General features: G+C 32.0%; 11 protein-coding genes. All 11 read left to right on the top strand.

Annotation, left to right across the window (positions count from 1 at the left end):
* Positions 1–114 precede the first annotated feature (114 nt).
* The 11 genes from truB to NSQ15_RS07470 all read left to right on the top strand — a co-directional run bounded on the left by truB (position 115) and on the right by NSQ15_RS07470 (position 14,117).
* Positions 115–1,032: a tRNA pseudouridine(55) synthase TruB gene (truB, locus tag NSQ15_RS07520; protein ID WP_029055439.1), complete on the top strand. Its 918-nt coding sequence runs from the start codon at positions 115–117 to the stop codon at positions 1,030–1,032.
* 12 nt (positions 1,033–1,044) lie between these two features.
* Positions 1,045–2,016: a riboflavin biosynthesis protein RibF gene (gene ribF, locus NSQ15_RS07515; RefSeq protein ID WP_029055438.1), complete on the top strand. Its 972-nt coding sequence runs from the start codon at positions 1,045–1,047 to the stop codon at positions 2,014–2,016.
* A 112-nt stretch (positions 2,017–2,128) separates the two neighbouring features.
* A complete protein-coding gene (gene rpsO, locus NSQ15_RS07510; RefSeq protein ID WP_017638362.1) occupies positions 2,129–2,398 on the top strand; it encodes a 30S ribosomal protein S15 in 270 nt (89 codons plus the stop codon).
* 135 nt (positions 2,399–2,533) lie between these two features.
* Positions 2,534–4,633, top strand: a complete 2,100-nt coding sequence (pnp, locus tag NSQ15_RS07505; RefSeq protein ID WP_017638361.1) for a polyribonucleotide nucleotidyltransferase — start codon at positions 2,534–2,536, stop codon at positions 4,631–4,633.
* A 173-nt stretch (positions 4,634–4,806) separates the two neighbouring features.
* Positions 4,807–6,480 (top strand): ribonuclease J2, encoded by a 1,674-nt coding sequence (gene rnjB, locus NSQ15_RS07500; protein ID WP_046466618.1) that lies wholly within the window; start codon positions 4,807–4,809, stop codon positions 6,478–6,480.
* A 254-nt stretch (positions 6,481–6,734) separates the two neighbouring features.
* Complete coding sequence (locus NSQ15_RS07495; protein ID WP_217193864.1) at positions 6,735–9,137, top strand: DNA translocase FtsK; 2,403 nt, start codon at positions 6,735–6,737, stop codon at positions 9,135–9,137.
* 2 nt (positions 9,138–9,139) lie between these two features.
* Complete coding sequence (locus NSQ15_RS07490; RefSeq protein ID WP_217193865.1) at positions 9,140–9,853, top strand: GntR family transcriptional regulator; 714 nt, start codon at positions 9,140–9,142, stop codon at positions 9,851–9,853.
* A gap of 26 nt (positions 9,854–9,879) precedes the next feature.
* A complete protein-coding gene (yfmF, locus tag NSQ15_RS07485; protein WP_445684185.1) occupies positions 9,880–11,157 on the top strand; it encodes an EF-P 5-aminopentanol modification-associated protein YfmF in 1,278 nt (425 codons plus the stop codon).
* Positions 11,157–12,443, top strand: coding sequence for an EF-P 5-aminopentanol modification-associated protein YfmH (gene yfmH / locus NSQ15_RS07480; protein WP_070451329.1), 1,287 nt, complete (start codon positions 11,157–11,159; stop codon positions 12,441–12,443). Before yfmF ends, yfmH begins: the two co-directional genes overlap by 1 nt.
* Positions 12,443–13,147: an elongation factor P 5-aminopentanone reductase gene (gene ymfI / locus NSQ15_RS07475; RefSeq protein ID WP_017638355.1), complete on the top strand. Its 705-nt coding sequence runs from the start codon at positions 12,443–12,445 to the stop codon at positions 13,145–13,147. The genes yfmH and ymfI overlap by 1 nt, the downstream gene beginning before the upstream one ends.
* A gap of 133 nt (positions 13,148–13,280) precedes the next feature.
* The gene (locus tag NSQ15_RS07470; RefSeq protein ID WP_017638354.1) at positions 13,281–14,117 is read left to right on the top strand and encodes a YmfK family protein; all 837 of its coding nucleotides are present in this window, start codon (positions 13,281–13,283) and stop codon (positions 14,115–14,117) included.
* Position 14,118 lies beyond the last annotated feature (1 nt).

The following is a 14,118-nucleotide window of genomic DNA, read 5'->3' as shown; positions in this document are numbered from 1 at the left end:
ACATATAAAATGACTGAATAGATTTTAATTATCTATCAAACAAATCATATTACTAATTAGTAGTGGTATAATAGCCAGGGATATTAATATTGATAATTAAAAAGGTGTGAAACCATGTATAACGGTATATTACCAGTATTTAAAGAAAGAGGCTTAACTAGCCATGATGTAGTATTTAAGTTAAGAAAAATACTTAATACTAAAAAAATAGGTCATACTGGAACATTAGATCCTGAAGTATCAGGCGTATTGCCTATTTGTGTAGGACCGGCTACTCGTGTAAGCGATTATGTTATGGAGATGGGGAAAGCATATGAAGCAACAGTAACCATTGGAAGAAGTACAACTACAGAAGACCAGACAGGAGAAACAGTTGAACATAAATCAATTACTGAAACTGATTTGACTGAACAACAAGTAGATCATGTTATTAAACAATTCGAAGGTACAATTGAACAGATTCCACCTATGTACTCATCCGTTAAAGTTAACGGCAAAAGATTATATGAATATGCACGTAATAATGAAACGGTTGAAAGACCAATAAGACAAGCCACTATAAAAATTATTAAACGTACATCACCATTACGTTTTGATGGGGAAGAATGTCACTTTGATATAGCAGTTAGTTGTGGTAAAGGAACATATATACGAACACTAGCTACTGATATAGGTGCTAAACTAGGGTATCCTGCTCATATGTCATTATTAACTCGTATTGAATCTGGAGGCTTTAATTTAGAACAAAGTTTGTCATTAGAAGATATTAAAAATTTGCATGAGCATGATTCGTTACAAGATAAATTGTTTCCTATAGAATATGGTTTGAAAGGTTTACCACAACAAATGGTTACAGATGATCAAATCAAACAACGCATCCTAAACGGACAAAAATTTTATAAAAAGCAGTTCGAAAACATTAATGATGATCAATTTGTATTTGTAGATAATGCATCACAAAAAGTGTTGGCTATATATATCATACATCCAGATAAACCAGGAGAATTAAAACCTAAAAAAGTATTTAATTAAAGGAGATTTATTATGAAAGTGATAGAAATTACCCATCCAATTCAAGAAAATCAAAGAATAAATGAAAACGTTGCGATGGCGTTTGGTTTCTTTGATGGTATGCATAAAGGGCACGATAAAGTTTTTCAAACTTTAGATGAACAAGCGCAATCACACGGATTGAAAAAAGCAGTTATGACCTTTGATCCGCATCCATCAGTTGTGTTAAATCCAGAACGTAAAAGAACAACTTATTTAACACCACTTTCTGATAAAATTGACATGATTGAAGCACATGGTGTTGATTACTGTATTGTCATCAATTTTTCATCTAGATTTGCTAATGTTACTTCTGAAGAATTTATAGAAGAATATATTATTAAAAATAATGTTAAAGAAGTTATTGCAGGATTTGATTTTACATTTGGAAAATTCGGTAAAGGTAACATGTCAGTGTTAAATGAGGTAGAAGACTTTAACACTACTATAGTTGGTAGACAAGAACTAGGCGAAGAAAAAATATCAACGACTGCTATTAGAGAAGCATTGCAAAATGGAGAACTACAAAAAGCCAATGAAGAATTGGGTTACTTATATAAAATCAAAGGTACTGTAGTTCAAGGTGAAAAACGAGGCCGTACTATTGGTTTTCCAACTGCAAATGTTCATCCTAGCGATGATTACTTATTACCAAAAAAAGGTGTATACGCTGTAAGTATGGAAATCGGAGCAGAACAAAAGCTGTTCCGTGGAGTTGCTAATGTAGGTGTTAAACCAACTTTCCATGACCCAGCTAAAGCCGAAGTAGTTATCGAAGTAAATATTTTCGATTTCGATGAAAATATTTACGGTGAACGTGTAGTTGTTTATTGGCATCATTTCTTAAGACCGGAAATAAAATTTGATGGTATAGATCCATTGGTTGAACAAATGAATGATGATAAAGCGCGTGCAAAATATTTATTATCAGTTGATTTCGGTGATGATGTATCATATAATATATAAAGTTGATTAAAACGAGTTGATTCGTTTTAACCACAACCTTTTTCTTAGTAGGTCGAGACTCCGACGCCTAACTCGGATAAAGGTGTATATACAATAAAGGAGGAAATTGATAATGGCAATTTCACAAGAACGTAAAAATGAATTAATTAAAGAATACCGTACTCACGAAGCAGACACTGGATCTCCAGAAGTACAAATCGCTGTCTTAACTGCTGAAATCTCAGCTTTAAACGAGCATTTACGTGAGCACAAAAAAGACCACCATTCACGTCGTGGATTATTAAAAATGGTAGGTCGTCGTAGACATTTATTAAACTACTTACGTGGTAAAGATATTCAACGTTACCGTGAATTAATTAAATCATTAGGTATCCGTCGTTAATCTTAATAATAAATTAGGAAAGCACCATTCGATTGGTACTTTCCTTTTTTTATTCTCTAACAAATAAGAACTAATATAAATTGAAAGTAATAAGTGATATGATATAAGTAATAGAATTTAGAGAGGAGATTCATAATGTCTCAAGAGAAGAAAGTTTTTAAAACTGAATGGGCTGGCAGATCATTAACAATTGAAACAGGACAGTTAGCCAAACAAGCTAATGGTGCTGTTTTAGTTCGTTATGGTGATACAGTTGTATTATCAACTGCAACTGCTTCTAAAGAGCCACGTGATGGTGACTTTTTCCCATTAACAGTTAATTATGAAGAAAAAATGTATGCTGCAGGTAAAATTCCTGGAGGATTTAAAAAGAGAGAAGGACGTCCAGGTGATGATGCAACTTTAACTGCACGTTTAATTGATAGACCAATTCGTCCATTATTCCCTAAAGGTTACAAACATGATGTGCAAATTATGAACATTGTACTTAGTGCAGACCCAGATTGCTCACCTGAAATGGCTGCAATGATAGGTTCATCTATGGCATTAAGTGTTTCTGATATTCCATTCCAAGGACCAATCGCTGGTGTAAATGTGGGTTATGTTGACGGAAAATATGTTATCAATCCAACTGTTGCAGAGAAAGAAGTATCACGTTTAGACCTAGAAGTTGCAGGTCATAAAGACGCTGTTAACATGGTTGAAGCGGGTGCTAGCGAAATTACTGAAAGCGAAATGCTTGAGGCAATCTTCTTTGGTCATGATGAAATTAAACGCTTAGTTGCATTCCAACAAGAAATTATTGACCATATTCAACCTGAAAAACAAGAATTTATTCCAATTGAAAGAGATGAAGCACTTGTTGAAAAGGTTAAATCTTTAACAGAAGAAAAAGGTTTAAAAGACACTGTATTAACATTTGATAAACAACAACGTGACATTAATTTAGATGCATTAAAAGAAGACATTGTTGCTGAATTTATCGATGAAGAAGATCCTGATAATGAAACTTTAATTAAAGAAGTTTATGCAATCTTAAATGATTTGGTTAAAGAAGAAGTAAGACGTTTAATCGCAGACGAAAAAATTCGTCCTGATGGTCGTAAACCTGATGAAATTCGTCCATTAGAATCTGAAGTTGGTCTTTTACCTAGAGCACATGGATCTGGTTTATTCACTCGTGGACAAACACAAGCATTGTCAGTATTAACATTAGGTGCTTTAGGAGATTATCAATTAATTGATGGCCTAGGACCAGAAGAAGAAAAACGTTTTATGCATCACTATAATTTCCCTAACTTCTCAGTTGGTGAAACGGGTCCAGTAAGAGCACCAGGACGTCGTGAAATTGGTCACGGTGCATTAGGTGAAAGAGCACTTAAGCACATCATACCTGATACTTCAGATTTCCCTTATACAGTAAGAATCGTAAGTGAAGTATTAGAATCTAATGGTTCATCTTCACAAGCGTCTATTTGTGGTTCAACATTAGCTTTAATGGATGCAGGTGTGCCAATTAAAGCACCAGTTGCCGGTATTGCTATGGGACTTGTTACTCGTGAAGATAGTTATACTATTTTAACGGATATTCAAGGTATGGAAGATGCTTTAGGTGACATGGACTTTAAAGTTGCAGGTACTAAAGAAGGTATTACTGCTATCCAAATGGACATTAAAATTGACGGTTTAACTCGTGAAGTGATTGAAGAAGCTTTAGAACAAGCGCGTCAAGGTCGTTTAGCTATTATGGATCATATGTTACAAACTATTGATCAACCTAGAAATGAACTAAGTGCCTATGCACCTAAAGTTGTTACAATGAATATTAACCCATCAAAAATTAGAGATGTCATTGGACCAGGCGGTAAAAAAATCAATGAAATTATTGATGAAACAGGCGTTAAACTTGATATCGAACAAGACGGTCAAATATTTATTGGTGCAGTAGATCAAGAAATGATTAATCGTGCACGTGAAATAATTGAAGAAATTACTCGTGAAGCTGAAGTTGGTCAAGTATACAATGCTAAAGTTAAACGTATTGAAAAATACGGCGCTTTCGTTGAATTATTCCCAGGTAAAGATGCGTTATTACACATCTCACAAATTTCTACTGAACGTATTAATAAAGTAGAAGACGTGTTGAAAATTGGAGACACAATTGAAGTTAAAGTAACTGAAATTGACAAACAAGGTCGTGTCAACGCTTCACATAAAGCTATAAACGAAAAATAATATTGTTTAAATGATTGGAATCTTTATAAAGGGTTCCAATCTTTTTATATTTCGCTAACCTTTTATATTAAAGCAGTGATGACATTGATTAATAGTGTACATCAAGCCCATTTTAACTTATAATAAATGGTGAGTTTATATATGGACGGGGATAAAATATAGGAGGTAACATTTTGAGTTTAATAAAGAAAAAAAATAAAGACATTCGCATCATACCACTTGGTGGTGTAGGAGAAATTGCGAAAAATATGTATATCGTTGAAGTAGACGATGAGATGTTTATGCTTGATGCTGGTTTAATGTTTCCAGAAGATGAAATGTTAGGCGTAGATATCGTAATTCCAGACATTCAATATGTCATTGAAAATAAAGAAAAATTAAAAGGCATTTTCCTAACACATGGACATGAACATGCAATGGGTGCCGTAAGTTATATATTAGAACAAGTTGATGCTCCTGTTTACGGGTCTAAATTAACAATTGCCCTTGTTAAAGAGAGTATGAAATCACGTAATATTAATAAAAAAGTTCGTTACTATTCAGTTAACCATGAATCAGTTATGCGTTTTAAAAATGTGAATATTAGTTTTTTTAATACAACACATAGTATCCCCGATAGTTTAGGTATCTGTATTCACACATCTTATGGTTCAATTGTATACACAGGTGAATTCAAATTTGATCAAAGTTTAAGTGGACAATACTCACCAGACTTTAAACGTATGGCTGAAATTGGAGAAGAAGGAGTCTTTGCTTTAATCAGTGACTCTACTGAAGCTGAAAAACCAGGATACAATACACCTGAAAACGTGATTGAACATCACATGTACGATGCATTTGCTAAAGTAAATGGACGTCTTATTGTATCATGCTATGCTTCAAACTTTATAAGAATACAACAAGTATTAAATATTGCGAGCCAATTAAATCGTAAAGTATCTTTCTTAGGACGTTCACTAGAAAGTTCATTTAATATTGCACGTAAAATGGGTTATTTTGATATTCCGAAAGATTTACTTATTCCAATTAGCGAAGTTGAAAATTATCCTAAAAATGAAGTCATTATTATTGCAACAGGTATGCAAGGTGAACCTGTAGAAGCATTAAGTCAAATGGCTCAACAAAAACATAAAATTATGAACATCGAAAAAGGTGATTCAGTATTTTTAGCAATTACAGCATCAGCTAATATGGAAGTTATTATCGCTAATACATTAAATGAATTAGTACGTGCAGGTGCACATATTATTCCTAATAATAAAAAGATTCATGCATCAAGTCATGGATGTATGGAAGAACTAAAAATGATGATTAATATTATGAAACCAGAATACTTTATACCTGTTCAAGGTGAATTTAAAATGCAAATTGCGCATGCTAAATTAGCAGCTGAAGCAGGTGTTGCACCTGAAAAGATTTTCCTTGTTGAAAAAGGTGATGTTATTAATTATGACGGTACAAATATGGTATTAAATGAAAAAGTACCTTCAGGTAATATATTAATCGATGGTATCGGCGTCGGTGATGTAGGTAATATTGTATTAAGAGATCGCCATTTATTAGCTGAAGACGGAATCTTTATTGCAGTAGTTACACTTGATCCTAAAAATCGCAGAATTGCAGCGGGACCTGAAATACAATCAAGAGGTTTTGTTTACGTTAGAGAAAGCGAAGACTTATTAAAAGAAGCTGAAGAAAAAGTACGTGAAATCGTTGAAGCAGGATTACAAGAAAAACGTATTGAATGGTCAGATATTAAACAAAATATGAGAGACAAAATTAGCAAATTACTTTTCGAAAGTACTAAACGTCGTCCAATGATTATTCCAGTCATTTCAGAAATATAATCATTATAAATATAATTTAAAGAGGTTGGGACATACTCACATTGTTTTTAGTCATTTGAAATATATGACTTTGAACTTCAATAGACTATTGTAAGTATAAGGAATGATTCGAATACATTCTTTATTTTACGAAATGTTTCTATTATGAGTGTAAGTGTCCTTGCCTCTTTCATCTTATTAAAAAAGCCTTAAATTATTGGCACAAAAGTTATTTATTATACATATGAAAGATTATAAAAAGAAGGTGTACCAATTTGCCACAAGCAAAGAAAAAATCGCCGACAAAGAAAAAAACAAATACAACTAGAAAGAAAACAACCACAAAGAAAAAGCAAACTGAGAGTCCATTAAGATATATTATTGCTATCGTTGTGGTTATTTTAATCATTTTAGGTGCTTTTCAATTAGGCATCATAGGACGAATGATTGATAGTTTCTTTAATTATTTTGTCGGAATGAGTCGATATTTAACATATATTTTAATTTTATTAGCAACAGGTTTTATCACATATTCTAAGAAAATACCTAAAACAAGAAGAACAGTAGGTTCAATTACATTACAATTTGCATTACTATTTATAGCTCAGCTATATTATCACTTTAGTAAAGGTATCGTTTCTGAAAGAGAACCAGTATTGTCTTATGTTTATAAATCATATGAACATAATCATTTTCCAAATTTTGGTGGCGGATTGATTGGCTATTATTTACTAGAAATTTGTATTCCGCTCATTTCTATTGTCGGTGTTATCATTATTACGATTTTACTTTTAGCATCAAGCATTATTTTGCTATTAAACTTAAGACATCGTGATGTATCTAAAAAAATATTAGAAGGTATAAAAACTACTACAGTATCAGCTTCTCAAAATTTAAAAGAAAACCGACAAAATAATAAATCTAAAAAAGAAGAAAAAGCCAAAAATAAAGCAGAAAGAATCGAAAAGCGCCATCGTTCACAAGAAAATGATGTAGTTAAAGACGTTACAGATTTACCAGAAGTACAACAAGACAGTGATATACCTATATATGGTCATAGTGATTCTGAGAAAGAGACAGTACAACCAAAACGTAAAAAACGATTATTTGATCATGAAGCAAATGACAATACACCAAGCAATAAAGAACAACAGACGAATAATGATCGTTCTGAAATAGAACATCAAACTCAATCAACAAATAATGAAAATGATGATAGCCAAAATGAAAATTCTATTTCTGAAGCTGGAGAAGAAATGAATGTTTCTTATGTAGTACCGCCATTATCATTATTAAAGCAACCAGCTCAGAAACAATCAACGTCAAAAGTAGAAGTTAAACGTAAAGGTCAAGTTTTAGAATCTACAATGAAAAACTTCGGTGTTGATGCAAAAGTTACTCAAATTAAAATCGGACCAGCCGTTACACAATATGAAGTTCAACCAGCACAAGGAGTGAAAGTAAATAAAATCGTTAATTTGCATAATGATATTGCTTTAGCTTTAGCTGCAAAGGATGTACGTATTGAAGCACCTATACCAGGACGTTCAGCTGTAGGTATTGAAGTGCCAAATGATAAGATCTCTTTAGTTGCATTGAAAGAAGTATTAGAAGAAAAATTCCCTTCTAATGATAAATTAGAAGTCGGATTGGGTAGAGATATCTCAGGAGATCCAATTACTATTCAATTAAACGAAATGCCCCATTTATTAGTTGCGGGTTCTACCGGAAGTGGTAAGTCTGTTTGCATTAATGGAATAATTACTAGTTTGTTATTAAATGCTAAGCCACATGAAGTTAAACTTATGTTGATTGATCCTAAAATGGTAGAATTAAATGTGTACAATGGTATTCCGCATTTATTAATACCAGTTGTAACTAACCCACATAAAGCGGCACAAGCTTTAGAAAAGATTGTAGCGGAAATGGAAAGACGTTATGATTTATTCCAACATTCTTCTACAAGAAATATAGAAGGATATAATCAATATATTAGAAATCAAAATAAAGAATTAGATGAAAAACAAGCAGAATTACCTTATATTGTTGTAATTGTAGATGAATTAGCTGATTTAATGATGGTTGCTGGTAAAGAAGTAGAAAATGCTATTCAACGTATCACCCAAATGGCACGTGCAGCAGGTATTCATTTAATTGTTGCTACACAAAGACCGTCCGTAGATGTTATTACTGGTATAATTAAAAATAATATTCCATCAAGAATTGCCTTTGCTGTAAGTTCACAAACAGACTCAAGAACGATTATAGGTTCTGGAGGAGCTGAAAAATTACTAGGTAAAGGTGATATGCTATACGTTGGAAATGGTGATTCAACTAAAACAAGAATACAGGGTGCATTCTTAAGTGACCAAGAAGTACAGGATGTAGTCAACTATGTAGTGGAACAACAACAAGCTAATTATGTTAAAGAAATGGAACCTGATGCACCAGTAGATAAGTCAGAAATGAAAAGTGAAGATGCGTTATATGATGAAGCCTACTTATTTGTTATAGAAAAACAAAAAGCAAGTACATCTTTATTACAAAGACAGTTTAGAATTGGGTATAACCGAGCATCAAGACTCATGGATGATCTTGAGAGAAATCAAGTTATAGGTCCTCAAAAGGGAAGTAAACCAAGACAAATTTTAGTTGATATTGATAAAGATGAGGTGTAATTATGTCGGAAATGAATGCTAAATATAGAGTAAAACAATACATTTTAAATAAAATTAAATCTGGAGAGTTAGAGTATGGAAGTAAATTACCAAGTAATTTATCAATTGCTCGTGAACTTCAAATAAAAACAGATGATGTTTATGATGGGATAAATGAACTTATCACTGAACAAATGATAGTTGATAATTTTGAAGAGGGTACAAGTGTGAAATCACTGCCCCCTTTCTTTTATCCCTTAAATGAATTGATTAGTATAACTGAAATGATTAAAAGTGCTGGTTTTAAATCTGGGACTGAATATTTAAATTTTGATGAACAACCAGCAACCATTTTAGATGCTAAACGTTTAGGAATTGGCGAAAAACAACCAGTTACTATTATAGAAAGATTAAAAACTGCCAATCACCAACCGGTTGTGTATTGTTTAGATAAAATTGCGAAGGACTATTTAACATGTACGGGTTACCAAGAAAGTAATGGTTCAATGTTAAATGCAATTAAAGATGCAACAGGTCATATAGTAACTTATGCAGAAACTGATTTAGAAGCGGTTAATTATGAACCTCATATATCAGAATTACTTAATGCCTCACCACATGAAGGATTAATGTTACTCAAAGTAACACATTATGATGAAGAAAAGAATCCGATTTTATATTCTTTAAATTATATGAAAAGTAGTTTAGTGAAATTTAGAATTACAAAAGAAAAATAATGATAAAGTCATTGGAGGTAAAGTAGTTGCATAAAGAAAAGCAAAATAATAAAAATAGACATATTCATGTGATGCCAACTGAAAAATTTAAAACTACAACGATAACATTTAAATTTATGGTACCACTTGATTATGAAACAATTACTGAACGATCAGTGCTTAGTAAAGTACTAGTAAGAGCTTCTCAAAAGTGGCAAGACGATAAGGCTTTGAATCGTCGATTGTCTGAACTTTATGGCGCTTATGTGAATAGTTTTGTTTCTAAATTTAAAGATAAACATGTTATTACAATTTCCCTTGAAATCGTAAATGAACGCTATCTCAAAGACCAAACCCCATTATTTGAACAAGGGTTAGATTTATTAAATGAATTAATATGGAATCCATTAATACATAATCAACAATTTGACGAAAAATTTGTTAAACAAGAAAAATCACTACTTAGTAAAAAAATAGAAGCTATGATTGATAATAAAGCGCAATATTCATTCTTAAAATTGTTAGAAAATATGTTTGAAAATGAAGCTTATCAATATTTAGCAACAGGTCAAATTGAACAAATATCTAAAGTGACTCCAAATTCCTTATATAATACATATCAATCAATGATTCAAAATGATTATTGTGCTGTTTATGTTGTAGGTAATGTTAATCAACAACAAGTTATTGACCAAATCAATACTAAATTTAATATTGAGCCATTTATTTTTGAGACAACTTCAAATGATAATAAACAATTAGAAAATGCTAGCAACATACCGAATCCAATTGTTGAGACTGATGATGTTGATCAAGCAAAGCTAAATTTAGGATATCGTTTCCCAACGCATTATGGTAAAAATAATTACTATGCTTTTATAGTGTTTAATATTATGTTTGGCGGAGATCCTTCATCTGTACTATTTAACGAGGTACGTGAAAGACAAAGTTTAGCTTATTCTATTCATTCACAAATTGATGGTAAAAATGGTTATCTATTTGTGCTTAGTGGTGTATCAGCAGATAAATATGAAGTTGCTAAACAAACAATTTTAGAAGAGTTCGCTAAATTTAAAAAAGGTGAATTTGAAGAAGGTAAAATTGAATTAGCTAAAAAAATCATTACGTCCCAAAGACACGAATCTACAGATAGACCCAAAAGTATTATAGAAATATTACATAATCAGATTCTGTTAGATGAACCACAAACTGACGAAGACTTTTTGAATAACATAAATCAAGTTACTAAGAAAGATATCGTAGATCTTGTAAATGAAGCAGTTTTAGATTCGATTTATGTATTAACGAAAGGGGGAAATGAGTAGTGAAACAACATTACTATGAGGTCATAGATGAAAAAGTTTATGAACATGAATTACAAAATGGCTTACGTTTATTTGTCATTCCTAAACCTGGATTTCAAAAAACATTTGTAACGTATACTACTCAATTTGGCTCACTAGATAGTCGTTTTAAACCTCTTGGCCAGAATGAATTTGTGACAGTCCCTGATGGCGTAGCACATTTTTTAGAACATAAATTGTTTGAAAAAGAAGAGGAAGATTTATTTACTGCTTTTGCTGAAGAAAATGCACAAGCGAATGCATTTACAAGTTTTGATCGTACAAGTTACTTATTTAGTGCTACTGATCACTTAGAAAATAATATTAAACGATTATTGACTATGGTTGAGACGCCTTATTTTACAAAAGAAACTGTAGATAAAGAAAAAGGTATTATTGCAGAAGAAATCAAAATGTATCAAGAACAACCTGGCTATAAATTAATGTTTAATACATTAAGAGCGATGTATACAAATCATCCAATTAGAGTGGATATTGCGGGTAGTGTTGAAAGTATTTATGACATTACTAAAGATGACTTATATTTATGTTATGAAACATTCTACCACCCATCTAATATGGTACTTTTTGTTGTAGGTGACGTAGATCCAGAATATATTGTTGATATTGTAGAGGAACATGAAAATCAGCGAGATAAAACAAATCAACCTGAAATCGAACGTGCTAAAATTGATGAACCTCAATCTGTGAATCAACATTTTGTAACTGAAGAAATGAAACTACAATCCCCTAAATTGATGCTTGGATTTAAAAATCAACCATTAGAAGAATCTCCTGAAAAATATGTACAACGTGATTTAGAAATGACATTTTTCTATGAACTTATTTTTGGAGAAGAGACTGAATTTTATCAAGAATTACTTAATAATGATTTAATTGATGAAACATTTGGATATCAATTTGTTTTAGAACCGACGTATAGTTTTTCTATAATTACAAGTGCCACAACTAATCCAGATCAATTAAAACAATTGCTTTTAAATCAATTGAAACAAAATCAAGGTAATCTCTCAGATATTGAAGCTTTTGAATTACTGAAAAAACAATTTATCGGCGAATTTATTTCGAGTCTTAATTCTCCTGAGTACATTGCGAATCAATACGCAAAGCTATACTTTGAAGGAGTTAGTGTCTTTGATATGTTAGATATTGTTGAAAATATTACGCTTGAAAGTGTCAACGAGACATCACAACTATATTTAAATTTAGATGAAATCGTTGATAGTCGCTTGGAGATTAAACCATAATGAGAGCTCTAGTATTAGGTGGTTCAGGTTCAATAGGAACAGCAATTGTTGAACAATTATTAATTGATGGATATGAAGTCGATCTACAATTTAACACGTCCGATGAGACCCAATTAAAGGCACAGTATCAAAATAAAAAAGTTAATTTAATTCAATGCGATTTATCAGGTAATGTTAATTTAGACCATTTATTTGGGCATATTCAGCAACTTGATTGTATTATTTATGCTGCAGGAAATGCATTATACGGTATGCTTCAAGACATGACTGATGAACAAATTGACATGACTTATCAGATTCACGTCCACCAACTCATCAGAATAAGTCGTTATTTTGTAGATACATTGAGACAAAGTGAAAATGGAAGAATCATTGTTATTTCTTCAATTTGGGGAGAAACTGGTGCGAGTATGGAAACAATTTATGCGACAATGAAAAGTGCTCAGCTAGGGTTCGTAAAATCATTAAGTCAAGAATTATCACAAACATCAGTGACTGTTAATGCAATTACGCCAGGTTTTGTATCAGGTAATATGAGTGACAAATGGTCTGAAGATGAACTCAACCAAATTTTAGATGAACTTCCTCAACACCGTATGATTGCACCTAATGAAATAGCTTATGCTTGTTCATATTTATATCATCCTATGGCTAAAAGTATTACTGGCACCATTCAAAAAGTTAACGGTGGTTGGTATTTGTAATAACTACTTGTAAGCTCCAAATTTTTGCATGAACTTTGTAGTACATGATATTGAATTCGATGTTATAATGTGAGTATTATTAATCAAAGTATAGTCTATTTTATAGTTGTGTTTAAACAAGGGGTGGATTCTCGTGTCAGTGGCTGAGAGAAGAAAAGAATGGTATCTAGAATACGAAATTACAATGAATCGTGCTGGTTTGTTAGGAGACGTTTCGAGTTTATTAGGGATGTTAGGCATTAGTATCGTTACTATTAATGGCGTTGATCAAGGTAAACGTGGATTATTAATTAAAACTGATAAATTAGAAAAATTTCAACGATTCGAACAAATCGTTAAAGAAATTAATGAAATCGATATAACTAAATTACGTGTACCTGAATTGCGAGACAGATTAGCTGTTAGACACGGTCGTTATATCGAACAGGATGCCGATGATAAAAAGACATTTCGTTTTGAACGTGAAGATTTAGGTTTACTTGTTGACTTCTTAGCAGAATTATTCAAAGAAGAAGGACATAAATTAATCGGAATTCGTGGTATGCCACGAGTTGGTAAAACGGAATCAATCGTTGCAGGTAGTGTTTGTGCCCATAAACGATGGTTATTTATCAGCTCAACATTAATTAAACAAACAGTTAGAAGTTCATTAATTAAAGGCGAATATGATTCGAACCATGTTTATATTATAGACGGAGCAGTTACAGCTCGAGAATCTAATACGAAACACCAAGATTTAGTTAGAGAGATAATGACACTTCCTTCAGTGAAAGTAGTGGAGCATCCAGATTTATTTGTTGAATCATGTGACTATAGCATGGATGATTTTGACTATATTATTGAATTACGTGAAAATAAAGATCAGGAAATTCAATATGAAGAAATGAAGAAACAAACAGCTCAAACTAAAAGTAAAAATAATTTAGATTTTGGTGATCCATTTGGTGGAGGATTTGGATTTTTTGAATAGG

It is taken from the genome of Staphylococcus sp. FSL W8-0774 (assembly GCF_038006785.1).
GTDB classification, from domain to species: Bacteria; Bacillota; Bacilli; order Staphylococcales; family Staphylococcaceae; genus Staphylococcus; species Staphylococcus pasteuri.
This window is presented reverse-complemented; position numbering and strand designations above follow the sequence as displayed.

Coding starts and splice junctions, on each gene's coding strand:
- pnp (WP_017638361.1), top strand. CDS start 2,534: ATGTCTCAAGAGAAGAAAGTTTTTAAAACTGAATGGGCTGGCAGATCA.
- rpsO (WP_017638362.1), top strand. CDS start 2,129: ATGGCAATTTCACAAGAACGTAAAAATGAATTAATTAAAGAATACCGT.
- ymfI (WP_017638355.1), top strand. CDS start 12,443: ATGAGAGCTCTAGTATTAGGTGGTTCAGGTTCAATAGGAACAGCAATT.
- ribF (WP_029055438.1), top strand. CDS start 1,045: ATGAAAGTGATAGAAATTACCCATCCAATTCAAGAAAATCAAAGAATA.
- truB (WP_029055439.1), top strand. CDS start 115: ATGTATAACGGTATATTACCAGTATTTAAAGAAAGAGGCTTAACTAGC.
- NSQ15_RS07490 (WP_217193865.1), top strand. CDS start 9,140: ATGTCGGAAATGAATGCTAAATATAGAGTAAAACAATACATTTTAAAT.